The 22,562-nt window shown below is 57.7% G+C and carries 15 protein-coding genes; 7 read left to right on the top strand and 8 right to left on the bottom strand.

Annotation, left to right across the window (positions count from 1 at the left end):
- Positions 1-27: 27 nt before the first annotated feature.
- On the top strand, positions 28-2,460 hold the full coding sequence (locus tag B347_RS0102580) for a TonB-dependent siderophore receptor (RefSeq protein WP_019408148.1): 2,433 nt from the start codon (positions 28-30) through the stop codon (positions 2,458-2,460).
- A gap of 184 nt (positions 2,461-2,644) precedes the next feature.
- Here the strand turns inward: B347_RS0102580 and B347_RS0102575 are convergent, their stop codons facing one another.
- From B347_RS0102575 to pvdM, 6 genes are all read right to left on the bottom strand, one after another.
- Complete coding sequence (locus B347_RS0102575) at positions 2,645-3,889, bottom strand: AGE family epimerase/isomerase (protein ID WP_019408147.1); 1,245 nt, start codon at positions 3,887-3,889, stop codon at positions 2,645-2,647.
- An 86-nt stretch (positions 3,890-3,975) separates the two neighbouring features.
- Positions 3,976-4,839, bottom strand: a complete 864-nt coding sequence (locus B347_RS0102570; protein WP_019408146.1) for a LysR family transcriptional regulator — start codon at positions 4,837-4,839, stop codon at positions 3,976-3,978.
- 144 nt (positions 4,840-4,983) lie between these two features.
- Positions 4,984-7,455: a TonB-dependent siderophore receptor gene (locus B347_RS0102565; protein WP_033386995.1), complete on the bottom strand. Its 2,472-nt coding sequence runs from the start codon at positions 7,453-7,455 to the stop codon at positions 4,984-4,986.
- Between the two features lie 211 nt (positions 7,456-7,666).
- A complete protein-coding gene (locus B347_RS0102560) occupies positions 7,667-9,331 on the bottom strand; it encodes a cyclic peptide export ABC transporter (protein WP_019408144.1) in 1,665 nt (554 codons plus the stop codon).
- Positions 9,332-9,529: 198 nt separating this feature from the next.
- Positions 9,530-10,384 carry a formylglycine-generating enzyme family protein gene (locus B347_RS0102555; RefSeq protein WP_019408143.1) on the bottom strand — a complete coding sequence of 285 codons (855 nt, stop codon included), beginning with the start codon at positions 10,382-10,384 and terminating at the stop codon, positions 9,530-9,532.
- Positions 10,385-10,399: 15 nt separating this feature from the next.
- Positions 10,400-11,743, bottom strand: a complete 1,344-nt coding sequence (pvdM, locus tag B347_RS0102550; RefSeq protein ID WP_019408142.1) for a pyoverdine-tailoring dipeptidase-like protein PvdM — start codon at positions 11,741-11,743, stop codon at positions 10,400-10,402.
- Positions 11,744-11,938: 195 nt separating this feature from the next.
- On the opposite strand from pvdM, the gene B347_RS0102545 reads away from it, so the two are divergent.
- Entirely contained in the window at positions 11,939-12,799 is an 861-nt protein-coding gene (locus B347_RS0102545) for a pirin family protein (RefSeq protein ID WP_019408141.1), read from the top strand.
- Positions 12,800-12,884: 85 nt separating this feature from the next.
- Here B347_RS0102545 and B347_RS0102540 read toward each other — a convergent pair whose 3' ends face one another.
- Both B347_RS0102540 and B347_RS0102535 read right to left on the bottom strand, forming a co-directional pair.
- Positions 12,885-16,181, bottom strand: a complete 3,297-nt coding sequence (locus tag B347_RS0102540; protein WP_019408140.1) for a bifunctional diguanylate cyclase/phosphodiesterase — start codon at positions 16,179-16,181, stop codon at positions 12,885-12,887.
- Between the two features lie 57 nt (positions 16,182-16,238).
- Positions 16,239-17,132: a LysR family transcriptional regulator gene (locus tag B347_RS0102535; RefSeq protein ID WP_019408139.1), complete on the bottom strand. Its 894-nt coding sequence runs from the start codon at positions 17,130-17,132 to the stop codon at positions 16,239-16,241.
- 132 nt (positions 17,133-17,264) lie between these two features.
- On the opposite strand from B347_RS0102535, the gene leuC reads away from it, so the two are divergent.
- The 5 genes from leuC (at position 17,265) to asd (ending at position 22,547) form a co-directional block, all read left to right on the top strand.
- Positions 17,265-18,683 (top strand): 3-isopropylmalate dehydratase large subunit, encoded by a 1,419-nt coding sequence (gene leuC / locus B347_RS0102530; protein ID WP_019408138.1) that lies wholly within the window; start codon positions 17,265-17,267, stop codon positions 18,681-18,683.
- 10 nt (positions 18,684-18,693) lie between these two features.
- Positions 18,694-19,338, top strand: coding sequence for a 3-isopropylmalate dehydratase small subunit (leuD, locus tag B347_RS0102525; RefSeq protein ID WP_019408137.1), 645 nt, complete (start codon positions 18,694-18,696; stop codon positions 19,336-19,338).
- A gap of 105 nt (positions 19,339-19,443) precedes the next feature.
- Positions 19,444-20,211: a class I SAM-dependent methyltransferase gene (locus B347_RS0102520; RefSeq protein WP_019408136.1), complete on the top strand. Its 768-nt coding sequence runs from the start codon at positions 19,444-19,446 to the stop codon at positions 20,209-20,211.
- Positions 20,212-20,283: 72 nt separating this feature from the next.
- A complete protein-coding gene (gene leuB / locus B347_RS0102515; RefSeq protein WP_019408135.1) occupies positions 20,284-21,366 on the top strand; it encodes a 3-isopropylmalate dehydrogenase in 1,083 nt (360 codons plus the stop codon).
- 68 nt (positions 21,367-21,434) lie between these two features.
- Positions 21,435-22,547, top strand: a complete 1,113-nt coding sequence (gene asd, locus B347_RS0102510) for an aspartate-semialdehyde dehydrogenase (RefSeq protein ID WP_019408134.1) — start codon at positions 21,435-21,437, stop codon at positions 22,545-22,547.
- Positions 22,548-22,562: the final 15 nt, after the last annotated feature.

Genomic DNA, 22,562 nt, shown 5'->3' with positions numbered 1-22,562 from the left:
CAACACTACAACGAGAAAGGATCCCCCATGTCGTATGCCCCGCTAAGACCGTGCCTGCTGGCACTGACCATCACCCTGAGCATTGCTGGCTACCCGTTGAGTGCGGTGGCCGCGTCGGTGACCACCGAACAAGGCATCGCTCGTGCCTATGATCTGCCAGCCGCCCCGATGGGCGTAACCCTGAGCCGAATTGCCCGTGACAGCAACCTGACCCTGTCCATTTCGCCAGCACTGCTGCAGGGCAAAACCTCGGCACCGGTGCACGGCATGTTCACCCCGCAGCAAGCCGCCGAGCGCGCTTTGGTAGGCAGTGGCCTAGGCTTGAGCGTGATTGACAACGGTGCATTGAGTGTTTACCCGCTGGTTGAAACGGGTGCATTGAATTTGGGTGCGACCACGGTTTCGGCGCATCAAGCGGAGGAAGGCCGTGGCCCGGTTGATGGCTTTGTGGCCACGCGTTCGGCCACCGCGACCAAAACTGACACGCCGATCCTGGAAATTCCGCAGACCATCAACGTAGTCACGGCAGATCAAGTGGAGGTGCAGGGCGCCCGCGACCTGACCCAAGCATTGCGTTACACGCCCGGCCTGAGCACCAATGGCTTTACAGATCGCAACACCATTGCTGACGAGATCACCAGCCGCGGATTTGCTCCCACCTTGCTCTATCTCGATGGCGCCTACTTGCCCTCGGCGGGCAGCCTGGGCGGTGCGCCGCAAATCGACCCGTACACCTTGGAGCGCATCGAAGTGCTCAAAGGCCCGTCTTCGGTGCTGTATGGGCAAAATCAGCCGGGGGGCATGATCAACCTGGTCTCCAAGCGCCCCAGCACCGATGCTAAGCATCAAATCAAGGTCGGCACCGGCAGTTTTGATCGCTACAACCTGGCCTTCGACTTCACTGGGCCGCTGGATGATGCCAAAACCCTGAGCTACCGGCTGCTGGGGGTCGGCAACACGGGTAGCGAGCAAGTGGATCACACCGAGGATTCACGCAAGCTGCTGGCGCCAAGCGTGCGCTGGGCGCCCAATGACAGCACGGAACTGACTGTTTACGCGCAATTGCAGCGCGATGATGGCCTGGCCGATTATCAGGCACTGCCTGCCGTGGGCAGCTTGTACCGCAACGCTCAGGGCAACAAGGTTGATCGCGATGCGTTCTTGGGTGACTCGAAATGGAACGACTACAAGCGCGACCAATACGTGCTCGGTTACCAGTTTTCGCAGGCGTTTAATGACGTCATGACCTACCGCCAAAGCTTGAGCTATATCGACGTCGATGACCGCTACAAGGGGTTTTACCTCAATCGCTTTGTCACAGTAGGCGGAGTCGCTGACACCCATGCCAGCCGGACCAAGCTCGATTGGCGTCAGCAAAACAGTTCGTACACCTTCGATAACCACCTGCAAAGCGACTTCGCTACCGGGTCGTTGCAACACACCTTACTGGTGGGGCTCGACTACCGGCATTTCACCCGTAAGTACCAGGGCTACAACCTGTATGGCAGCGAAGTCATCGACCTGTACAACCCAACGAACTACCGCACCACGGGTGTGCCGACCCTGACCACGAAATGGGACAACCTGGTCAAGCAAACCGGTCTGTATGTGCAGGACCAGATCAAGCTGGACAACTTTATCCTGACCATTGGCGGTCGCCAGGATTGGGCCAAGGTTGAAAACAATGACTTGCTGGCCAACTCGCGGGTGGCGCAAAACGACAACAAATTTACCGGACGCGTGGGTCTGACCTATGTCACCTCGTTCGGCTTGGCGCCCTACATCAGCTACACCGAATCGTTCTTGCCGTCTGTGGGCACAACGGCCCCGGAACGCGGAGGCAAGGCGTTTGTGCCGGTGACCGGCAAGCAATACGAGGTGGGGGTTAAATACCAGCCGAATGACAGTACGTTACTCACAGCATCGGTCTTCGATATCAAGCAACAAAACGTGCTGACTGGCGACTTGCAGAACCAGGAATATCAAGTTCAGGACGCCGAGATAAGCTCGCGTGGGGTTGAACTTGAAGCCAAGAGCAGCTTCAACGCTATCGACCTGATCGCTTCGCTGTCGTATCTGGACGCCTTTTACAGCAAGTCCAATTACAGCGACAAAGGCAATCGTAGCCAGGCCCAAGCGCCATGGGCGGCAAGCGTCTGGGCTGATTACCACTTCACGGGTGCGGCGCTGCATGGCCTGACCTTGGGGGGTGGTGCGCGTTACACCGGTAAAAACAATGGCGACGCGGCCAACACCTTTAAAACCCCGTCATTTGTGATCTACGACGCCACGTTGAGCTATGACCTGGCGGCACTCGACCCCAGCTTTAAAGGCGTTAGCACCAGCCTGAACGTACAAAACCTATTTGACCGTGAGTACGTGTCGTCCTGTAACTACAGCTTTGGCTGCTACTACGGCCAACAGCGCACGGCAGCCCTGGAGGTTAAATACGACTGGTGATGTTCAATTAACCGATTCTGTAGCAGTTGCCGAGCTTGCGAGGCTACGTCCGGCTGCGTAGCAGTCGTAAGATCAAGCACCGCGGTTTGTCAGTTCAATCTTGCACTTAGCGTTTACGATCGCTGCGCAATCGGACGTAGCCTCGCAGGCTCGGCAACTGCTACGAGGTTTTGTGCGCCTGTCTTCAGCGGCGTAGCTTGAGTGCGCTGGCCAAGCTGATCGCCAGCGGCAAGCGCGGCAATAATGTGGCCTGGTAAGCATGGTAAAGGTCCGGCTTGCCGGGCCAGATGTTGTCAGAGGGCAGGTTGTCTGGCCCCAGTTCGTGGTGCCAACTGCCGTTCTGACGGTCTATCAGGTGCAGGTCGATGTAGTCCCAGAAACGCTGATACCACGCGTCATATTCAGGCTCGGCGGTCCGTTGCACTAACGCTGCGGCTGCCGCAGCCGCTTCAGCGAGTGTCCAGTGCAAGCGCTCGCGCACCACTGGTTGATGGTTCCAGTCCAAGGTGTAAACAATCCCTGCCTCACCATCGACGTTCCAGCCATGGCGGCATGCGCTCTGGAACAGTTGCCGCGCAGCTTCTAGCAGCCAGTCAGGGCTGTGCATGCCGCGTTGTTTGCGCGCTGCCTCAAGGTGCAGCAACAGGCGTGACCATTCGAATGCATGGCCTGGGGTTTTGCCGAAAGGTCGAAAGGGGTCCGCCGGATTGTCGCGGTTGTAGTCGGGCAGCGGCTGCCACTGTGCATCGAAGTGTTCTATGGGCAAATAATCGGACTGTGCCGCGTGTTGATGAATAACCCGTTGTGCGATGCGCAGCGCACGGTCAAGCCACAGGTCCTCGTCGAGCACATCTGCCAGTACCAGAAAAGTTTCAGTGCCATGCATATTGCTGTTGGCGCCGCGATACGCCTCGCAGTCGCTCCAGTCTTCAGCAAAGCTTTCCAGCAATGCCCCTTCGTCTTCTGACCAGAAATGCCGCTCAAGAACCCCCACCGCCTCGGTCAGTAACTCGGCAGCACCCTGACGTCCCGCAACCACGGCGGAGCTGGCGGCCAACGCGACAAAGGCATGCAGGTAGGCCGCTTTGCGTCGATTGCCGTCTTGCGCATCAGGGGCGGCGAACCAGCCGCCGTGGGTGGTATCGCGTAATGCGCCGGCCAGGGCCGCGAGGCCGTGATCAACCAGCGGCGCACAGCCTGGCAGGCCTTGAATATGGGCGAGGGCGAAGCTGTGAACCATGCGTGCGGTGGTTACGGTGTCTGTCTGTGCATCGTTCGGGCGTTTGCCAAAGCGGTCGAGGCTGGCAAAACCGAACGGAAGACGGGCGGCTTTGGCGAAGTCCACCAGCACTTGGCCTTGATCGTGCAACCACCGTTGATGGGAAGTGGAGGTCAACCAGCTGTCGCTGGCACGCGTGAGATCGGTCATGGGCCACCTGTGGGGTTCTTGTTATTAAGCGTTCGCAGACTAAGGGATTGGCCTTAAAGCTGAAAGCTTTCATCCATGCACAAATGTTAAATTTCCGGTCCCCAGCGCTGCGACCAGTCGCCGTCTTCTTTAACCAGTTCGCGCAGCAGTTCGATCGCATGCTGCAAGGCCGCACTGTCGCGCTCGCGTGAATAGACCAGATAGGTTGGGTAGTTGAATTCGGGGGCTTTGGGCACGCGTTCCAGTGCGCCGCTGTCCAAGTAACTTTTGACCACCCGGGTGCGGAAGTAGCCGCTGCCGCCGTTTTCCATAATGTAGTGCAACGCCACCGGCCCTAGGTTGAAGCTGATGGGCGCTCGGGCCTTGTCGGGTAGGGCAGCGTCATGCTGGCGGCGGAAATCTTCGCCCCAGTCCACGTACACGTAAGGATCGGGCAGCGCGGGACGGCGAATTTGAATCAGTTTTTCTTCGAGCAACTGCTCCACTTGCATCCCCGGCCAATAGGCCGGTTGATACACCAGCGCGGCATCCATCAAGCCCATTTCGATCTGGCGCAACAAATGCTCGCCATCGCGAATCTGGATCCGCAAGGCGTGCGTGGTGAGGTGGTGGCGCAGGGCTTTGGCCCAGCTCAGCATCAGCGGGTTGCACAGGCTGACTTCACCGCCCAAGTGAAGCATCTTGTGCAGGCCTTCGGGGCGCGGCACATCGCGACGGGCGGCTTCCCAGGTTTGCAGCAATTGGTTGGCATAGACCACGAAAGCTTCGCCGTCGGGGGTTAATCTGGCCCCGGCACGATTACGCACAAACAGGCCTGTACCGAGCAGACTTTCGAGCTTTTGCACCCTGGCGGTGACGGCGGTCTGGGTGATGTAGAGTTTTTCAGCGGCTGCCGCAAGGCTGCCGTAGCGAACGATTTCGAGGAAGGTACGGGCCAGGTCGAGGTCCATGATCGCGCCAGTGTGTCAGGGGCGGTCAGTGTAAGGGTATTGGCTGAAAAGCACAGGGGCTGACTGCTTGCCGGGGCGAGCCTGCCGCGCGATCTTTTGCTGGTTAAAAAGATCGTGCGCCAAGCTCACTCCTTCAGGGGGCGGTTAGAACGCGTACTTAGTGGTCAGCGTCAGGCTGCGGGGTTCGCCATAGTAAACGGTGCTGAAGTTGCCCAGGCCCGACAGGTACTTTTTGTCGAACACGTTGTTGGCGTTGAGGTTGAACGTCAGGTGTTCGTTGTACTCGTAGCGGGTCATCAGGTTAACCAGCGCGTACTTGTCCTGTTCGATGATGTCGTAGTCACCCTTCGAGTCGTTGTAAATCTTGCCGTAGAACGGGCTCTGCCAATTCACGCCACCGCCGACGGTAACCTTGTTGAGCACGCCCGGCAGGCGGTACGTGGTGAACACCCGCGCCACGTTTTCCGGTTTGGTGGTTTCCAGCGGGAAGCCATACAGACGTTCGCCATCATCGGTTTTGGTCTGGGCATAGGTGTAACCCGCCATGATGTTCCAGTCAGGCATTAACTCACCCGCCAGTTCAAACTCGATGCCCTTGGTCTTGGCACCGTCAACCGACTCATAGTAGGTATTACCGGCGCCATCGATACCGGCATAGATTGGCAGCTTTTTCTGTTCGGTATGAAAGACCGCCGCGCTAGCATTCAATCGGCCGCCGAAGTACTCACCTTTCAGGCCGATTTCGTAGCTGTTGCCTTCTGTGGGGGCGAGGGCGCTGCCAGAGCGGTTTTTCTCGGTAACAGGCTTATAGATCGAGGTGTAACTGGCGTAGGTCGAGTAGGTGTCGTTCAGGTCATACACCACGCCTGCGTACGGCGTGACCTTGCCGTGCTGTTTGGAATTGGTCTTGTTGTCGCTGAACGTCGATGACTGCACGTAGTACCTGTAGGTATCGTTGTACTGGAAGTCGCTGACGCGGCTGCCGAGGATCACCGCCAGGTCATCAACCGGCTTGAAGCGCGCAGCAATGTAGGCACTGTTCTGATTGGAGTTCTCTTCGTATTTGCCGTTTTTCGGGAAGTCCGGCTTCGGGTATTTACCGCTCCAGTCAAAGATACTGCCGGGCACCAGACCAAATTGGCTGGCGTCATAGGTTGCACCGGTGAGTCTTGAAGACTGCGAGGTGGCCCCTACGACCAGTTCATGTTCGCGGCCGAACAGGGTAAATGGGCCGGAGGCGTTGATGTCTGCGGTGTTTTGTACGCGATGACCTTCCCACCGGCCCCAGTAGAAAAACATGCCGTCACCGGTTACCGGGTCCGGGTTGCCGCCACTGGCCGAGCCCAGTTGGGTGTCGTGGTCGTTGGTTTGCTGATTCAGCGTACCTTTGATTTTCCATTCGTTGTCAAACCGGTGTTCAAGGGAGGCGAAGACCGTTTGTGCCGTGACATCGCGACGGCTCCAGTCGGTGGCCGGGTTGAACGAACGGCTGAAGTCGGTCTTGCTGAAGTCCGAGAAATAGTAAGGGTTGCCGGTCCAAGACGACCCGCGTGGCTTGATCTTCTGGTAGTCCATGCCGAAGGTCAGCAGGGTGTCCGGCGTGAGGTCAGCCTCGATGATGCCGTAGAACACGTCGTTCTTTTTGGAGTAGTGATCTAAGTACGAATCGGCGTCCTGATAAACCCCCACCAAGCGCCCGCGCACGCTGCCATCGTCATTTAGCGGGCCGGAAATATCGCCTTCGGTGCGGTAGTTGTCCCATGAGCCGACGCTGCCGGTGACAGAGGCCTTAAATTCTCGGGTTGGTTTTTTACGAATCATGTTGATCGTTGCCGACGGTTCGCCCGAGCCGGAAAGCAGGCCGGTAGCGCCTTTGACAATGTCGACGCGGTCATACAAGGCCATGTCGACCTTGGTCGCCCCTTCATCGAAAACGCCATCGTATTTGCTGTTAACCCCATCGTACTGGTAGTTAGTGATGGCGTAGCCACGCGCTGAGTACTCCATGCGGTCACTGTCGTAGGCCTGGGTTGAAATCCCCGGTGCGTTACGCAGCACATCGCCAATGCTCTGGGCGGCCTGATCGTCCATCAACTGTCGGGTGACCACCGTCACGGTTTGCGGGGTTTCACGGATCGAGAGCGGCAGCTTGGTCGAACTGGCCGTGGCACTGGTGGTGTAGGAACCGGAGTCTTCGGTGACCAGCGTGTTACCCAGGTTCTGGCCGGAAATGGTTGTTGCGCCCAACTCCAAACCTTTGCCCTGATGCGTGTTGATAATCACCGTGTCGCCGTTGAGCTGATAGGACACGCCGCTGCCTTGCAGCAGGGCTTCGAGCGCCTTGACGGGCTCCAGAGAGCCGGAAACCGAATGCGACTTGATGCCTTGAACTTGATCAGGGCTGTAGAGAATTTGCAGATTGGCCTGTTTGCCAAATTCATTGAGAGCGCTGGCCAGCGACTGTGCCGGAATATTCAAAGCCACCGGAGCAGCCATAGCCATGGAAGAACCCAGTAAAACCGATGCCACAAGGGCGCTGGATAACAGGGTGCGGCGAACAGTCTGTCGCTGGGTAGCGATCGAAAGAGGGGTCCGGCTCAAGTTTGGTCGTAGCATTGCGTGCCTAGGCTCCGTAAGAAATTTCGTTCTTGTTAATGGGAATAGTTATTAGACGCAGCGCGATTGAGAAACCGGAAAGAAGTTCCTGAATTATTTGAAATTAATGTCATGCGTCAGATAAACCGGTAGGCGCGAGCTTGCCTTGCACTCTTGTGATCGTTAAAAGATCGCGAGCAAGCTCGGTCCTACAGGGTGGGAAGGGCTGGCGTTACGCGACATCCAGCGCGGTGCTGACCTTGCCGTTGTCCATGCGCACCAACTGGTCGGCGATGTCGAAATAACGGTCGTCGTGGGAAATCACGATGATGGTTTTGCCCAGCCGCTTAAGGTCCGGTAGCAGTTCGGTGTAGAAAATGCGCCGGAAGGTCGGGTCTTGGTCGGCCGCCCACTCGTCAAACACCAGCACCGGGCGTTCTTCGAGCCAGGCGTTGACCAGTGCTAGGCGCTTGCGCTGCCCGGTCGAAAGGTCGGTGGTGCTGAACCGGCCGTCAGTGATGCTGACCTTGTGCGAGATTTCCAAACGCTTGAGGTACTCCTCGGCGTCCTGCGGGATGTGCATGTCGCCTTGCACCACGTCATCGAACAGGTAGTAGTCGGCAAAAATGGTGGTAAACAATTGCCGATAGTCATCGCGACTCTCGGCCGTCACTGGCTGGCCGTTGAGGCGGATTTCGCCGTGTTGCGGGGCATACAGGCCTAGCAGTAACTTGATCAGGGTGGTTTTGCCGCAGCCGTTTTCACCGACGATAAACACAATATCGCCCTGTTTGATCGTCAGGTTCACCGGCCCCAGACGGAACGGCGCATTGCCGTCCACAGGTGGGAAGCTGTAACTAACGTCCAGCAGTTCCAAGCTATTGACGGTTTTGTGCGGCGCGCCGTGTTCACTGAGCAACAGGTGCGGTTCGGGTGAGTTGAATTGTTCGGACAAGTCGGCAATACGCCGGAAGGCGATTTGCGCGCGGCTGATGATCGGCAGGGTGCTGATCAAATGTTCCAGCGGGCCTTTCATGTACAGCAGCACTAGCACGAAGCCACTGATCACGCCGGGGTTGTTGCTGGGCCATAACGATTGCATAGCCAGCGCCAGGCCAATGACCACGAAAAACAGCATCGAGCCGAGGCTTTTGGCAATGACGAAGGTGTTGATTGAGCGCACCTGGATGTCACAGATTTTTTGCGCCGTGTGTTGGATCCCCGAGACGAACATGCGCTGGCGGCGCGGGCGATGGATCCGCAGTTCTTTGGCGCCCTCGGCAATGGCGTTGTAATGCTTTTGCAGGTCATCTTCGGCTTCACGGGCTTGCGCAAAGCCGTTAAGGCCATAGCCGCGAGCGATGTACTGAATCACCGTGCCGATCACAATCGCCACCAGCATCATCAAAAACATCGGCCACGAGAGCATGGCCAAATACCCCATGCAGCCCAAGGTCACCGTCAGCGAAATAGCCAGCGGGGCGAAGGCGAAGGCGAAATCGCTGATGGTGTCGACATCGTGGGTCAGCACCGGAATCAGCCGATGGCTGCGATAACGCTCGATTTGCGAAATGGGCGCCGAGAGCACCTTTTCTCCGAGTTCTTTACGCAGCTTGGCGATGATGTGCTGGCCCACATAATTGCTGCCGATGTCAGAGCAAATACTGCTGATCAGTGCCAGAACGCATAACCCGGCAAACAGCGCGACAACGTGCTGGGTCAGGCCGTTTTCGTCGTGCAGGGCATTGTTGATGGTGGCCAACAGCACCGTGACGCTTAGCCCGCCGATCATGCCCAGCAACACCGACAGGCTGACGATCAGCCGAAACGGCTTGAGCAGGATGAACAGTTCTCGAAGAACCCCCGGGGACGTGCGGGGCGTAGCGGGCTGGCTCATAAACAAGAGTTCCTTGGATCAAGGGAAAGGCAGTCTCTTGTGAACGAGTTATTGACGCGGGGATTTAGCTGCTTGGGCCGGTTGTTCACAACCCTGTGGGAGCAGGCTTGCTCGCGATAACATCAACACGGTTAATCGGGCATACCGAGTTGCCTGCATCGCGAGCAAGCCCGCTCCCACAATGAGTTCAGGTCTGGGTTATAAATCACGCTCAACCCGAAAGCCGATCCAGTCGCCACGGGTTTGCGGGTAGATGTCATTGCGATTGCCCGAACGTGAAAACACGGGAGCTTCACCCCAGTCGTTGCCGCGAATTTGCATTAACTCACTGGCGCAATCAGTCACCCACGCGCTGCCATCGCTTGGCGCGCCCACATAGTTGTCGTGTTTGCAGTCCGCCAGCCATTCGTACACGTTGCCGTGCATGTCATACACGCCAAAGGCATTGGCCGGGTAGCTGCCCGCCGGTGAGGTATAGCTGTAGCCATCTGCCGGGCCATAGGTGTTGGCGTGTTTGGCGATGCTGTACTCCTTGCCTTCGTCCATCGGGAATGGAAAAGGCCCGGTCGATCCAGCACGTGCCGCGTATTCGCGGGTAGCTTCGCTGACCATGCGGTAGGGCTTGCCGGTCTTTTTCGCCAGCCAGTTGACGTAGTGCTTAACGTCTTCAAAGTCCATGCACACCGCAGGCTGGCGCGGCCCTTGCGGATAGCTGGGTTTGCTGGCGGTGCATGCGCGTCCCGGCCGGTCATCGCCGTCGGCAATCTTGGCCCCGGTTTCCCTTATGTAAGCATCGAACTCAGCCGCCGTTATCTGAAAGCGACTGATGGCAATCGGCTTGCTGAACGTCACCGTGTGCATCGGGCCTTCATCGGGCTCACGGCCGACTTCATCGTCGGGCGTGCCCATGGTGAAACTGCCGGTGGGCAGCACCACCATTTCCGGGCAGTTTTTGCAGTCTTTGAACACCTTGCCTGGCTCGGCCGCAGCGCTTGGCGAGGCCCAGAGCAGTGCGGCGAAGGGCAGGCTAAACAGCAGTTTTAGCGTCGGCATGGTCGAAGAGTTCACTTATGAGGTAGGTTTGGCGGCTTTTTGCACGGTGTCCCAGACCCGCAGGAAGTTGCCGCCCCACAGCTTGGCGATGTCCGCCTGCGAATAGCCGCGCTGCAGCAGTTCGGCAGTCACGTTGCGTGTTTCGCTCACGTCCTTCCAGCCATTCAGGCCGCCGCCATCGTTGAAGTCAGAGCTGATGCCGACATGGTCGATACCGATTTTTTTTACGGCGTAGTCAATCGCATCGCCATAGTCTTTGAGTGTGGCTTTGGGCTCTTGCTCGACAATGCCGTACAGGCCGCTGGCGTACTGGCCGAAACGTTGTTCCGGCCACACGGTAATGATCGCGTCGCCGGGCATCAGGGCCATTTCCAGAGTGTGCAAAGGCGGTAAGTCGAACTCGCTGCGCAAGGTGTTGAGCTTGTCTTGACTGGCCTGGCTCAGCGGCCGCAAGTAGGTCGAAAAACCAACGATTTGCACCACGCCACCGCTGTTTTTAATCAATTGCATTTCTGGGTCGCTGAGGTTACGCGGGATGTCTACCAGTGCCCGTGGCGCCGAGTGCGAGGCGACCATGGGCGTGCGGCTAAGCTGGCTGACTTGCTCCAGCGCTTTGCTCGACATTTGCGAGACGTCGATGATCACACCGAGGTCATTGAGGCGCTGCACAGCCTGTTTTCCGGTCTCGGACAGGCCATTGAGGGCGTCAGCGGTGTCATTAAAAAACGGCAGTGGCCGCGAGGAATCGGCCCAGTCGTTGTTGCCGACATAACTGAAGCCAAACATACGCATGCCGCGGGCGGCCCATTTGTCGAGCTGGTCCAGGTCGTTACCCAGCGGATAGGCGTTAAGCATGCTGATAAAAATCGCAAACTTGCCTTCGCCATGCAGGCGCCGAAAGTCATCCGGCGTGTAGGCAATCGCCACTTGCTCGGGAAAGTCCCGAACCATGCCGCTGATGATTTGGTAGCGCACTTCCTGCTCATTGCGCGCCGCTTCGACAAAGCCGGCTGTTGGGCGGTGCGGGGCGTTGGGGCCGTTCCAGATTTCGGGCCAGCCGAAAATCGTCAGGGCCGCGCCGGAGAGACGACCTTTGGCCGCTTTGGCGAGGTCGAATTGGCCTGGCCCGTCTTTATCCGCCTCATTACCCGCGCTGCCGAGCTCCAGTGGCACGGTGATGTGGCTGTCGAATGACAGTAGGTGGTCTTGCAGCTCATTGGCTTGCTGGACGATGTTCAGCGGGTAGCCCGCATTACCCTTGAAAAACGTGTCCCAGACCAGAAATCCGCCACCGATGGCCACGGCCAGCGCAAGAGGAATACCGATCAACAGGGCTTTTTTAGTGCGTGGTTTAGTCATCGCCATCTCAGTAGAAATCCGCCGGGGTACGGCCTTTGCTATCAGGAGAGGACGAGGAGCACGCTGAATAATTTAAGCTCGCTTCTAAGCGGTCATGATTGTTCTATGTGTGGAACGCTCAGATTCATAAATGCCATCTAGTCTTATGGGTGGTGCGAATCTAGAATTGTCACCATGCATTACAGGAGGTGCAGCATGAAAAATATTTTGGGTATCTACACCGCGCCACGAGGCCATTGGGTCGGCGATGGTTTCCCGGTGCGCACGTTGTTTTCCTACGACAACATGGGCAAGCACGTCAGCCCGTTTCTTTTGCTCGATTACGCAGGCCCCGCCCAATTCACACCGACCACTGAGCGTCGCGGTGTGGGGCAGCACCCGCATCGCGGGTTCGAGACCGTGACGATCGTTTATCAAGGTGAAGTTGAACACCGTGACTCCACCGGCAATGGCGGCGTGATCGGTCCTGGCGATGTGCAGTGGATGACCGCGGCGGCGGGCATCCTGCATGAAGAGTTCCACTCCGAAGCCTTTGCCCGCAGTGGTGGCACGCTAGAAATGGTTCAGTTGTGGGTCAACCTGCCGGCCAAGGACAAAATGGCCGAGCCGGGGTATCAAGGTATTCTGGACCGCGACATTCCTGCGCTGGCGCTCAAGGACGATGCGGGCACGTTACGTTTGATCGCCGGTGAGTTCGACGGTAAACGTGGCCCGGCGCGTACGTTTAGCGACATCGACGTGTGGGACATTCGCTTGAACGCGGGCAAGTCAGCCGTCTTTGATCTGCATCAAGGCCGTAACACCGCATTGGTGGTGCTGCGTGGTGTGGTGGAGATCAACGGCAAGGAAGTGGCACGCGAAGGGCAATTGGCATTGTTCGAACGTGATGGCTCACAGGTACGCCTTGAAGCCAATAACGACGCGATGCTGTTGATCCTCAGCGGAGAGCCGATTGACGAGCCCATCGTGGGTCATGGCCCGTTTGTGATGAACACCGATGCCGAGATTCATCAGGCCTTTGTCGACTTTCAGTCGGGTAAATTCGGGCGGATGTAACCTTGTAAACCGCGCTTGCCTCGCGATCTCTTAAACGATCCAAAGATCGCGAGGCAAGCTCGCTCCTAAAGGGGGCCACGTTTGCTTAGGTCGTTTTTGGTATTTCCTGCAACAACATCCGAAATTGCGCCAAAGGCACTGGCCGACTGTGCAGATAGCCTTGGTACAAATGGCAGTCCAGCGTCTGTAAAAACGTCAATTGCGCCAATTTCTCAACCCCTTCAGCCACCACTGTCAGGCCCAAACTGTGCGCCATGGCGACAATCGCGCGGACGATTTCAGCGTCGTTGGGGTCATGAATCGCTTCGCGCACAAACGATTGATCAATCTTCAAAGTGTCGACCGGCAAGCGCTTGAGGTGAGTGAGCGAAGAGTAGCCGGTGCCAAAATCGTCCATCGCAAAGCTGACGCCCAAGGCAATCAGGTGGTGCATTTTGTCGATGGTGTCTTCCAAGTTCTGGATCACGATGCCTTCGGTGACTTCAAGCTTGAGCATCGAGTAGGGCACATGGTGATGCAGCAAGCTGCGTTGCACCCGTTCGGCGAAGTCGCTTTGTAGAAACTGGCGCGGGCTGATATTGACGCACAGGCTGAAATCCTCGGGGTCGATCAGTCCTTCGCGCAGTAACTCACTGAACGAGCGGCAGGCTTCATCGAGAATCCAGGTGCCGACTTCCAGAATCAAGCCGCTGTCTTCTAGGATTTTGATGAATTCTGCCGGCGACTGTGGCCCCAATTGCGGGTGCTGCCAGCGCAGCAAAGCCTCGGCGCCAACGATGCGGTTGGTGCGGGCGTCGATTTGCGGCTGAAAGTGCAGGGTGAATTCATCGCGTGCCAAGGCTGTGCGCAAATCGCTTTCCATGCGCATTCGTTCGCTGGCCGCAGTCTGCATATCAAAGTGAAACAGTTGCGTGGTGTTGCGTCCCGAGTCTTTGGCCCGGTAAAGCGCAATATCGGCCCGCTTGAGCAGGTCAGCCGGGGTTGAGCCGTGATCGGGAATTAAGGCGATGCCAATACTCGGGGTTACTTGCAGGCGCTGACCATCGAGAAACATCGGTTCGGCCAGTAATTCACGCACGGTGTCGGCGATGCTGCATGCCGAGTGTGTGACTTCTTCCAGTGAGCCCTGAAGGCCGGTCAGCAACACCACAAACTCGTCGCCGCCCAGGCGTGCCACGGTGTCTTCGCTGCGCACGCTGGCTTCCAAGCGTGCGGTGACGATGCGTAATACCGAGTCGCCCACCGGGTGCCCCAGCGAATCGTTGATGTGTTTGAAGTGGTCCAGATCCAGAAATAACAGCGCGCCGCGCAGGTCATGGCGTTTAAGCAGCGAGGTTTGCTGGCTCAGGCGGTCCATGAGCAGTGCGCGGTTGGGCAGATTGGTCAAGGGGTCGTGGTAGGCCAGATGCCTGACCTGGGCCTGCGCGGTTTTCAGCTGGCTGATATCGCGCGCGGTCAGCAGCAGGCAGGGTATGCGGTTGAGGGTAATAAGTTCGATTGAAATCTCGACATTGAGCATGTCTCCGCGTTTGGAGCGGCCAAGCACTTCCCGGTTGCTGATGCGGCCTTTTTCCCGCAGTTCATCAAGCAGCGCGTCGCGTTTTGAACTGTCTCCCCAAATTCCTAATTCGTATGGGCTGCGGCCAATGACTTCGGCGCTGCTGTAGCCTGTCAAACGGCTGAACCCGTCATTGACCTCCAGGTAGCGGCCGCTGGCGAGCTCGCTGATGGTGATGGCGTCGGGACTGGAGTGGAAAGCCTTGGCGAATTTCTCTTCGCTGGTTTTAAGTGCCGCCTCGGCGCGCTGTTGCTGGGTGATGTCGCGCAATGTGGTGACGACGCACGGTTGACCGTCGACTTCAATGTGGCGGCTGGACATCACGCAGGTCAGCAGCTCGCCGTTTTTGTGGTGCAAGGAAATGGCGGTATTGTTCTGCGCCGGGGCACGAATAATGCGCTGCAACTGGCGTAAATGATGGACGCTGGTGTCGCTGAGGGCACTGCTGGTGTCGGCGTCGTCTTGCAGATCGACCACGGTCCAGCCAAGGGTCTGGGTGAAGCTGGTATTGATTTCGATGAAGTGCTCGCTGTCTGCCAGCATGACGCAAATAGGGTCGGGGCTGGTCTGGAACACACTGGCGAATTTTTCTTCCGAAGCGCTCAAGCGTTGCTCGCGCTCCACTTGGTCGGTGATGTCGAGCAAGGTTCCGGCCATGCGCAGGGGCGCGCCGCCCTCGTCGCGGTACAGCCGGGCGCGGCTTTCAAGGTAGCGCGAGGTGCCGTTTGCCAGCGGCACGCGGTACGTCAGTTGGTAATTGCCTGCGGGCCCTTCGCGCAATGAGCGATAGGCGTTGCGCATCCTCAAACGCACTTCGTCGGGCACACCCTCGAAAAAAGCATCGAATGATTCGTTGAACGGCTCGGGCGGCAAGCCATGCAATTGCGCTGCACGGGCCGAGCCGTAGAGGCGACCGCTGGGGATGTGCCAATCCCAGGTGCCCAACTGAGCGGAGTCGAGTGCTAGGTCCAAGCGCTCCTGGCTGTCGATCAGTGCTTGTTCGGCCTCCTTGCGATTGCGGTTGTCAACGAAGGTACTGACCATATAGGCCTCACCTTCCAATTCGACTTTTTGCGCGCTGAGGAGGCCGTCATGCAGTTGGCCATTGCGCCCCACCAATTGAGCTTCCATGTTGATTGGCGTGGCGTGTTCGTTAATCGCATTGATAAATTGCAGGCGTTGCTCAAGATCAGGCCAAAGCCCCAGTTCCACGGTGGTGCGACCAATGGCTTCAGCGGCGGTCCAGCCCAGCAGCTTTTCGAAAAAATGGTTGGCCTCACTGATCAGCCCGTCTTCGATACGTACCAGCATCACCATGTGCGGAGACAGTTGAAAGAGTGTGGCAAAGCGTTGTTCAGAGTTGTTGAGTGCTAGCTGGCGCTGGCGTTGCTGGGTGACTTCGCGGATCACGCCCATCATGCGTGGCTTATTGTTTTCACAGGGGATCAAACTGCCGCGGATTTCCAGCCAGTGCAGGCTCCCATCGGGCCAGCGCACGCGGTGATGGATAAATTTTTGCAGCGGTGCGCCGTTGATGATCGCTTCGAAGGCCCGCTGGGCTTTGGGCCAGTCGTCAAAGGGCAGGGTGCCCAAGTCCTCAAGGTTGGTGGGTAGCCCTTTTTGCGAATCAAGCCCGAACAGGCTGTGAGCACCACTCGACCACTGTAGATCGCCACTCTCCAGTTCCCAGCTCCATGCCCCCATTTGCGCGGCGTTCAGCGCATCCAGCAAATGCTTTGCACTCAGCCAGTTATGTCCCTGCGTTTGCAAGTCGACATTTGCCAAGCCTGAAGTGGGTAGCACAGCGTCTTCGGTGTTTGCCATGAACTGCGATCCTTGAGATGAAAATCTTGAGAGCTGTCCGTGTTTTGGCCTGTTCTTTCAGGGGTGTTCGGTGTGCTGCGTATCGTCCTGAGCATCTAGCAGTGTCATGAAGGCGTGTGCGGCATTCGACAACGTTCGTTCGGTGTGCACGATATAGCCTAGCTGGCGTGTCAACTGAATGCCCGGCAAAGCGATCGATGCCACTTGTTCATCGAGCATGGTGCGCGGCAGCACGCTCCATGCCAAGCCAATAGAGACCATCATTTTGATGGTTTCAAGGTAGTTGGTGCTCATGGCGATGTTGGGCGTCAGGCCCTGGCCTTCAAACAGGCGCTGCACAATATGATGGGTGAAGGTGTTGCCGCCGGGAAACACTGCCGGATGGTGCGCAATGTCGGCCAGACTGACGGCGGCCTGGCGGGTCAGGCTGTGCTCGGGCGCGACCACGAAATCCAGCGGGTCATCCCACACCGGCACTGCGCGGATCAGCGAGTGCGGCTCTGGTGCCAGGGTAATAACCGCCAGTTCGGCGCGGCCATGCAGAATTTCTTCGTAGGCAACTTCTGAATCCAGGAACTGAATATCGAGCGCGACCTTGGGGTAAGTGCGGGTGAACTCGCGCAACAAGGGTGGTAAACGGTGCAGGCCAATATGGTGACTGGTGGCCAGCGTGAGGCGCCCGCTGACTTCGCCATTGAGGTTGTTCAGCGCCCGCCGGGTGTCATCTAGCACGTTGAGAATCTGATACGCCCGTGGCAGTAACGCCCGGCCCGCCTCGGTCAAACTGACTTCGCGGCCCAACCGATCAAACAGCCGCAGCTTGAGTTGCTGCTCGATGCTGGCGATGCGCTTGCTGATTGCGGGCTGGGTTAAAAACAACCGTTCGGCGGCCCCGGAGAAGCTTCCGGTTTCAGCAATGGCGATGAAGGCGTTGAGATTCGCGAGATCCATCTATTCGAATTCCTGTTGGTTATCCAAAGCATAAAAAATATGAATTTGAGTTATTCACTGTAACCCCATAGGATCGACCTCACAAGCCAAGTGGTTATTGGCACAGAAAGTAGCTGATGAGGAAACCGTCTGATGGCCGGCAAAACGCTCTACGACAAACTCTGGAATTCGCATTTGGTCAAGCAGCGCGACGATGGTTCGGCGCTGATCTATATCGACCGCCATATCATTCACGAAGTGACTTCGCCGCAAGCCTTCGAAGGTCTGCGTCTGGCAGGGCGCAAACCTTGGCGTATTGATGCCAACATTGCGACCCCGGACCACAACGTACCGACCACGCCAGAGCGTAAAGGCGGGATCGAAGCGATTGCTGACCAGGTGTCCCGCTTGCAGGTACAAACCCTCGACGATAACTGCGACGAATACGGCATCACCGAATTTAAGATGAACGATGTGCGCCAAGGCATCGTTCACGTCATTGGCCCGGAGCAGGGCGCGACCTTGCCCGGCATGACAGTGGTCTGCGGCGACTCTCACACCTCGACCCACGGCGCGTTTGGTGCCCTGGCTCACGGCATCGGCACCTCCGAGGTTGAGCACGTGCTCGCCACGCAGTGCTTGGTGGCCAAAAAAATGAAAAACATGCTGGTTTTGGTTGAGGGTCAATTGCCGTTCGGCGTGACCGCCAAGGACATCGTGTTGGCCGTGATCGGCAAAATCGGTACAGCGGGCGGCAATGGCCACGCCATCGAGTTCGCCGGTAGCGCGATTCGTGAGTTGTCGGTTGAAGGCCGCATGACCATTTGCAACATGTCGATCGAAGCGGGTGCCCGTGTGGGTCTGGTGGCGGCTGATGAGAAGACCGTGGCTTATGTTAAAGGCCGTCCGTTTGCCCCCAAAGGTGCTGAATGGGACTTGGCGGTAGAAGCTTGGAAAGACTTGGTGTCGGATACCGACGCGCAATTCGATACCGTTGTTGAGTTGGACGCCGCGCAGATCAAGCCACAAGTCAGTTGGGGCACTTCGCCTGAAATGGTCTTGGCGGTGGATCAGAACGTGCCGGACCCTGCGCAGGAAGCTGATTTGGTCAAGCGTGGTTCGATTGAACGGGCCTTGAAGTACATGGGTTTGAACGCCAATCAAGCGATCACCGATATTCAGCTGGACCGTGTGTTCATTGGTTCGTGCACTAACTCGCGGATTGAAGACCTGCGCGCTGCGGCCGTGATTGCCAAGGGCCGCAAAGTGGCGTCGACCATCAAACAGGCGATTGTGGTGCCGGGTTCGGGCCTGGTTAAGGCACAGGCCGAGTCGGAAGGTCTGGACAAGATCTTTTTGGAAGCGGGTTTTGAATGGCGCGAGCCGGGTTGCTCAATGTGTCTGGCAATGAACCCGGACCGTCTTGAGTCGGGCGAGCACTGTGCTTCGACCTCCAACCGCAACTTCGAAGGGCGTCAGGGTGCCGGTGGTCGTACTCACTTGGTAAGCCCGGCCATGGCCGCCGCCGCCGCTGTAAACGGTCGTTTCATCGACGTCCGCGAATTGATCTAAGGAGCGCAGCATGAAAGCTTTTACCCAGCACACCGGGCTTGTCGCACCTTTGGATCGCGCCAATGTCGACACCGATCAGATCATTCCAAAGCAGTTTTTGAAATCCATCAAACGTACCGGCTTTGGCCCAAACCTGTTTGATGAATGGCGTTATTTGGACGTGGGTCAGCCGTACCAGGACAACTCCAAGCGTCCGCTGAACAAAGACTTTGTGCTCAACGCCGAACGCTATCAGGGCGCCAGCGTGTTGCTGGCCCGTGAGAACTTCGGCTGTGGCTCCAGCCGTGAACACGCCCCTTGGGCGTTGGAAGAGTACGGATTTCGCAGCATTATCGCGCCGAGTTACGCCGACATTTTCTTCAACAACAGCTTCAAGAACGGCTTGTTGCCGATCATCTTGAGCGATGCCGACGTCGATGAACTGTTTGCTCAGGTCGAAGCCGAGCCAGGTTATCAGCTCAGCATTGACCTTGAAGCGCAAACCGTGACCCGTCCGGACGGCAAGGTGTTGAGCTTCGAAATCGATGCGTTCCGTAAGCACTGCCTGCTCAACGGCCTCGACGACATCGGCTTGACCTTGCAAGACGGCGATGCCATTGCAGCGTTTGAAAGCAAGCACCGAGCGAGCCAACCATGGTTGTTTCGCGACGCGTAAATAAGCGTATTTATTGAACGCTGGGAGCGGGCGTGCTCGCGATCGCATCACCTGCGCGAGCAAGCGCGCTCCCACGGGTAATCAATGATCACAAAGGAAGTCACCATGACCCGCACCGCCCAGCACAGTCAGGTTGTACAAAAGCAATTCGGTGAACAGGCTGCGGCCTATCTGAGCAGCGCGGTGCATGCGCAAGGCACTGAATTCGGCTTGCTAAAGGCCGAGTTGGCCGATAAGCCAACTGCGCGAGTGCTGGACCTGGGTTGCGGAGCGGGTCATGTCAGTTTTCACGTTGCGGCGCTGGTTAATGATGTTGTTGCCTACGACCTGTCGCAGCAAATGCTCGATGTGGTCAGTTCGGCCGCCGCTGATCGCGGGCTGAACAACATCAGCACCGTGTGTGGTGCTGCCGAGCGTTTGCCGTTTGCCGATGGCGAGTTCGACTATGTGCTCAGCCGTTACTCGGCGCACCACTGGAGCGACCTCGGCCTGGCCCTGCGCGAAGTGCGCCGTGTGCTCAAGCCGGGCGGCGCAGCAGCTTTTATAGATGTGTTGTCGCCGGGCAGCCCGTTGTTTGACACCTACTTGCAGAGCGTTGAAGTGCTGCGAGACACCAGTCATGTGCGTGATTATTCGGCGGGCGAGTGGCTGCGTCAGGTCAATGAAGCCGGTTTGCAAGTACGCAGCACACAGCGTCAGCGTTTGCGTTTAGAGTTCACCTCCTGGATCGAGCGTATGCGTACGCCGCCGGTGATGAGCGCGGCCATTCGCGAGTTGCAGCAGTCGATGGGGACCGAAGTGCGCGAGTACTTTGAAATTGCCGCAGATGGCTCGTTCAGTACCGATGTGCTGGTGCTGTGGGCTGAGAAGTAATCCAGGTCAGTTATTCGGAACATTTTTAGGGTGCGCCCGCGGGGGGCATCAACCGACAAGAAAGAGGAACACATGAGCAAGCAGATTCTGATTCTCCCAGGCGACGGTATTGGCCCAGAAATCATGGCTCAAGCGGTCAAAGTGCTTGAGCTGGCCAATGATAAGTTCCAGCTCGACTTTGAGCTGACCCACGATGTGATCGGTGGCGCGGCCATCGACAAGCATGGCGTGCCGCTGGCAGACGAGACCCTAGAACGCGCTCGTGCCGCTGATGCCGTATTGCTGGGCGCTGTGGGTGGCCCGAAGTGGGACACCATCGAGCGTGACATTCGCCCTGAGCGCGGCCTGCTGAAAATTCGTGCGCAACTGGGTCTGTTCGGCAACCTGCGTCCGGCGATCCTGTACCCGCAACTGGCCGAAGCGTCGAGCCTAAAGCCGGAAATCGTTTCGGGCCTGGACATTCTGATTGTTCGTGAATTGACCGGCGGTATCTATTTTGGCTCGCCACGCGGCACCCGCGAGCTGGAAAATGGCGAGCGCCAGGCGTTCGACACGCTGCCGTATAGCGAGAGCGAAATCCGTCGCATCGCCCGTGTCGGTTTTGATATGGCCCGTGTGCGCGGCAAAAAACTGTGCTCGGTCGACAAAGCCAACGTTTTGGCTTCCAGCCAACTGTGGCGTGAAGTGGTTGAGCAAGTGGCCAAGGACTACCCGGACGTTGAACTGAGCCACATGTACGTCGACAACGCGGCCATGCAACTGGTGCGTGCGCCTAAGCAGTTCGACGTGATCGTGACCGACAACATGTTCGGCGACATCCTGTCCGACCAGGCCTCGATGCTCACCGGCTCTATCGGCATGCTGCCGTCGGCGTCCTTGGACACCCACAACAAAGGCATGTACGAGCCGTGCCACGGCTCGGCCCCGGACATCGCCGGGCAGGGCATTGCCAACCCGTTGGCCACCATTTTGTCGGTCTCGATGATGCTGCGTTACAGCTTCAATCAGCAGGCTGCCGCTGACGCCATCGAGAAGGCCGTAAGCCTGGTTCTGGATCAGGGACTGCGTACCGGCGACATCTGGTCGACGGGCTGCACCAAGGTCGGAACACAGGAAATGGGTGACGCAGTAGTCGCGGCGCTACAGAATCTGTAATCTCTCGGGCCCGTTACTTCCTGTTGGTGGAAGTAACGACCCCACTTTTTGTTAAAGGTGTCGTTGCGATGAAACGTGTAGGTCTGGTCGGTTGGCGCGGTATGGTTGGTTCCGTGCTCATGCAGCGGATGCTGGAAGAGCAGGATTTCGATCTTATTGAACCGGTGTTTTTCACTACCTCCAATGTCGGTGGACAAGGTCCGTCCGTGGGCAAAGATATTGCTCCGCTGAAGGATGCTTACAACATTGAAGAGTTAAAAACCCTCGATGTGATCCTGACTTGCCAAGGCGGCGACTACACCACCGAGGTGTTCCCGAAGCTGCGTGAGGCAGGCTGGCAAGGTTACTGGATCGATGCAGCGTCAAGCCTGCGCATGCAGGATGACGCGGTCATTATTCTGGATCCGGTCAACCGCAAGGTGATCGACCAGCAGTTGGACGCTGGCACCAAGAACTACATCGGCGGCAACTGCACCGTCAGCCTGATGCTGATGGGCTTGGGTGGCTTGTTTGAAGCTGGCCTGGTGGAGTGGATGAGCGCAATGACGTATCAGGCGGCCTCGGGCGCCGGTGCGCAGAACATGCGTGAACTGATCAAGCAAATGGGCGCGACCCATGCCGCTGTTGCCGATCAACTGGCTGATCCGGCCAGCGCGATCCTTGACATCGACCGTCGTGTGGCCGAAGCCATGCGCAGCGACGCTTACCCGACTGAAAACTTTGGCGTGCCATTGGCTGGCAGCTTGATCCCGTGGATCGACAAAGAGCTGCCCAACGGCCAAAGCCGCGAAGAATGGAAAGCGCAAGCCGAAACCAACAAGATTCTGGGTCGCTTCAAAAACCCGGTTCCGGTGGACGGTATCTGCGTGCGTATCGGTGCGATGCGTTGCCACAGCCAGGCGCTGACGATCAAACTGAACAAAGATGTGCCAATCGCGGACATCGAAGGTCTGATCAGCCAGCACAACCCTTGGGTCAAGCTGGTGCCGAATCAGCGTGAAATCAGCATGCAAGAGCTGAGTCCAACCAAAGTGACAGGCACACTCAATGTGCCGGTTGGTCGTCTGCGCAAGCTGAACATGGGTTCGCAGTTCCTCGGTGCTTTCACCGTGGGCGACCAGTTGCTGTGGGGTGCGGCTGAGCCGTTGCGCCGCATGCTGCGGATTCTGCTAGAGCGTTGATTTTCTGATGCATTA

Source organism: Pseudomonas psychrophila HA-4, from assembly GCF_000282975.1.
Taxonomy (GTDB): domain Bacteria; phylum Pseudomonadota; class Gammaproteobacteria; order Pseudomonadales; family Pseudomonadaceae; genus Aquipseudomonas; species Aquipseudomonas psychrophila_A.
Note: the sequence above shows the minus strand (reverse complement) of the source record. Positions and strands in the feature narration are given on the sequence as shown.

Excerpts from the sequence above, each read along its gene's own strand:
- B347_RS0102580 (WP_019408148.1), top strand. The coding sequence starts at position 28 with ATGTCGTATGCCCCGCTAAGACCGTGCCTGCTGGCACTGACCATCACC.
- B347_RS0102575 (WP_019408147.1), bottom strand. The coding sequence starts at position 3,889 with ATGACCGATCTCACGCGTGCCAGCGACAGCTGGTTGACCTCCACTTCC.
- B347_RS0102570 (WP_019408146.1), bottom strand. The coding sequence starts at position 4,839 with ATGGACCTCGACCTGGCCCGTACCTTCCTCGAAATCGTTCGCTACGGC.
- B347_RS0102565 (WP_033386995.1), bottom strand. The coding sequence starts at position 7,455 with ATGCTACGACCAAACTTGAGCCGGACCCCTCTTTCGATCGCTACCCAG.
- B347_RS0102560 (WP_019408144.1), bottom strand. The coding sequence starts at position 9,331 with ATGAGCCAGCCCGCTACGCCCCGCACGTCCCCGGGGGTTCTTCGAGAA.
- B347_RS0102555 (WP_019408143.1), bottom strand. The coding sequence starts at position 10,384 with ATGCCGACGCTAAAACTGCTGTTTAGCCTGCCCTTCGCCGCACTGCTC.
- pvdM (WP_019408142.1), bottom strand. The coding sequence starts at position 11,743 with ATGACTAAACCACGCACTAAAAAAGCCCTGTTGATCGGTATTCCTCTT.
- B347_RS0102545 (WP_019408141.1), top strand. The coding sequence starts at position 11,939 with ATGAAAAATATTTTGGGTATCTACACCGCGCCACGAGGCCATTGGGTC.
- B347_RS0102540 (WP_019408140.1), bottom strand. The coding sequence starts at position 16,181 with ATGGCAAACACCGAAGACGCTGTGCTACCCACTTCAGGCTTGGCAAAT.
- B347_RS0102535 (WP_019408139.1), bottom strand. The coding sequence starts at position 17,132 with ATGGATCTCGCGAATCTCAACGCCTTCATCGCCATTGCTGAAACCGGA.
- leuC (WP_019408138.1), top strand. The coding sequence starts at position 17,265 with ATGGCCGGCAAAACGCTCTACGACAAACTCTGGAATTCGCATTTGGTC.
- leuD (WP_019408137.1), top strand. The coding sequence starts at position 18,694 with ATGAAAGCTTTTACCCAGCACACCGGGCTTGTCGCACCTTTGGATCGC.
- B347_RS0102520 (WP_019408136.1), top strand. The coding sequence starts at position 19,444 with ATGACCCGCACCGCCCAGCACAGTCAGGTTGTACAAAAGCAATTCGGT.
- leuB (WP_019408135.1), top strand. The coding sequence starts at position 20,284 with ATGAGCAAGCAGATTCTGATTCTCCCAGGCGACGGTATTGGCCCAGAA.
- asd (WP_019408134.1), top strand. The coding sequence starts at position 21,435 with ATGAAACGTGTAGGTCTGGTCGGTTGGCGCGGTATGGTTGGTTCCGTG.